Genomic DNA, 2,797 nt, shown 5'->3' with positions numbered 1-2,797 from the left:
ATTCGCATTGCCGGCGGTCGTGAAGTCAATTTGCGATCCATGCAGGCGATGGGTCTGTATGCCGCTAACTCGATGTTTGTCAGTGACTATCTGACAACCAAGGGGCAATCGGCTGATGCCGATTACGAAATGATTGCCGACCTTGGCTTCGATGTCATTATTTCTGGCCACGAGATGGATGCCAGCAGCGAAACACCTTCAATGACGACACAAAGCGAATCCTGTTAACCAACTAAAACCGAAGGTAGTACTGAACTTGAAAACTTCTTCAAACTCCTTATGTGGATTGAGGTTGTAAGAAAACCAGTACCTCATTATGATCTCGACTTCGAGATGCGGTGCGCGCGTGACAGGCAAGCTCGCACTCAGGGAATGGAATCCGAATCATACCGAGTCAGGGAGCACCTGAAATGAATTCAGGCAGACTGAGAGCCAGCGACTTCTCCGATCATCCTGTGACGGGAAAAGAAACAGCCCCGACGTTCAAAATCTTTCCCAGCACAGAAACAGCTCCCTTCGATCACCCTGAGCATCTGCTGAAAGGCATTGCCAGATCTCGCGACTATCTCCTTTCTCTGCAACACAACGACGGATACTGGGTCGGAGAATTAGAAGGGGATTCGATTCTGGAATCGGAATACATCCTGCTATTGACCTTACTGGGAAATCAAACATCGGAAGATGCGATTCAGGCAGCCAATTATCTGATGGATATCCAAATGCCAGACGGTGGCTGGAATATGTATCCGGAAGGGCCGATTGAAATCAGTGCTTCCGTTAAAGCCTATTTCGCGCTCAAATTAACCGGTCATGATATAGACGCCGAATATATGCAACGTGCGCGACTGGCGATTCTTGCCGCCGGTGGTGTCGAAGCGGTCAACAGCTTCACGCGCTATTACCTCGCATTACTGGGAGTCATTCCCTATGCCGCGTGCCCGGCAGTGCCACCGGAATTGATGCTGATTCCACGTTGGATGCCTTTTAATATTTTTGAAATGTCAGCCTGGTCCCGCACAATTCTGGTTCCCCTTAGCATTCTCTGGGCTTATCGTCCTTCGATCACTCTCACACCCGAGCAGGGGATCAATGAATTATTTAATGGCGATCCAGCCGCGTACCCAAAAACCATACCAAAATCAGATGCCCTGGATTCGCTCAAGCATAAAACCTGGCTTAACTGGCACCGCTTCTTTCAAATTGTAGATCAGGGCATCAAGGTTGCAGAAAATCTGGGACTCAAGCCGCTCCGTAAAAGAGCCGTCAACAAAGCTTCTGAATGGATGAAAGCCCGTTTTGAACATAGCGATGGACTGGGCGCCATCTTTCCCCCCATCATCTGGACTGTGATTGCCTTGAAATGCCTGGGAGAAGAGGAAAGTAGCCCTGATATTCAGCGCGCCTTACGCGAATTAAAAAAATTACAGATTCGGGAAGGCGACCGCATTCGTCTTCAACCCTGCCAATCTCCTGTCTGGGATACTGCCCTGAGTACGATTGCCTTACGCGAAGCGGGCGTTTCCAATCGGCATCCTGCCATTCGAAAATGTGTGAAATGGCTGCTTTCCCAGGAAGCCACACAAGCGGGTGACTGGGTGAATTCCAGTAAATCAGAAACACCTGGTGGCTGGTACTTTGAATTCAACAATGAATTTTATCCCGATGTCGACGATACCGCGATGGTCATAATCGCTCTCCGCCGTTGCATGCCCAAATCATTAAAACATGATCAGTGGATCACAGACTTTCTGGTCACTCCGGAATGGAACCCCTACGAAGAAGACTTAGACACAGAAGCGATTGTTGCTGGTAGAAGTGAGTCACGGGAGCAGGCTTATGCCGACCTCGAGCTTTTACGCCCGATGATCGGAGCAATTCAACGTGGAATCCAATGGCTACTGGGTATGCAAAATAAAGATGGGGGCTGGGGTGCTTTCGACCGTGATAATAATCGAGACCTATTTACTCAGGTCCCGTTTGCCGATCATAACGCAATGGTTGATCCCAGTACGGCTGATTTGACGTCCCGTGTTCTTGAAACTTTTGCCGATGTCCAGTTGCCTCTCAGTCATTCTGCCGCTCAAAGGGCCGTTGAGTATGTCTGGAGTGAACAGGAAAACGATCACTGCTGGTATGGGCGCTGGGGAGTGAATTATCTGTATGGAACCTGGCAGGCCATCACCGGGCTGACTCAGATAGGCATTCCCACAGATGACCCCCGAATTGTCCGAGCCGTAGGCTGGCTCAAATCTAAACAACAACCATCAGGAGGCTGGGGAGAATCAGCAGACAGTTATGCAGATCCTGATTTACGCGGTCAGGGAATCGTGACTCCTTCACAAACAGCGTGGGCATTAATGGGGCTGATGTCAGCTGGGGAAATCGATTCTGCTGCGGTCCGACGTGGGGTTCACTTTCTACTGGAATCTCAAAATACAGATGGAAACTGGGACGAAGAACCGTTTACCGGGACCGGATTCCCCAAGGTATTCTATCTCAAATATCACCTCTATCGGACCTATTTCCCCCTGATGGCATTGGCCCGATTTGAGCGTTTGCGTCGCTGATTTCACGCCCAGTCAACCATAGTACGACTATGGTATTTTTCCTTATGCACAGAACGCCATGTTCGTGCAATAAATTGAAGATTCATTATTTTTTCATAAAATAAACCAGTAAAACAAGGGCATAATTCCATCATCTTGAATTAACTGGTATCTGCCAAAATTTTTTTAACTTTTTTATTAAAGGCAGCCTCTAAGAATCAATTTTTCAGATTAATTAAGATTTCAGAGAG

At 48.3% G+C, this 2,797-nt stretch carries 1 protein-coding gene and 1 pseudogene; both read left to right on the top strand.

What is annotated here, in order from left to right:
* Positions 1 to 228: pseudogene (locus tag Q0668_RS04235) on the top strand (biotin synthase BioB); the annotation flags it as partial.
* A 182-nt stretch (positions 229 to 410) separates the two neighbouring features.
* Positions 411 to 2,567: a terpene cyclase/mutase family protein gene (locus Q0668_RS04230; protein WP_298860266.1), complete on the top strand. Its 2,157-nt coding sequence runs from the start codon at positions 411 to 413 to the stop codon at positions 2,565 to 2,567.
* Positions 2,568 to 2,797: the final 230 nt, after the last annotated feature.

It is taken from the genome of uncultured Gimesia sp. (genome assembly GCF_937910335.1).
Classification (GTDB): Bacteria; Planctomycetota; Planctomycetia; order Planctomycetales; family Planctomycetaceae; genus Gimesia.
This window is presented reverse-complemented; position numbering and strand designations above follow the sequence as displayed.

Bases quoted from the DNA above. Each gene is read 5' to 3' on its own strand.
- Q0668_RS04230 (WP_298860266.1), top strand. From the start codon at position 411: ATGAATTCAGGCAGACTGAGAGCCAGCGACTTCTCCGATCATCCTGTG.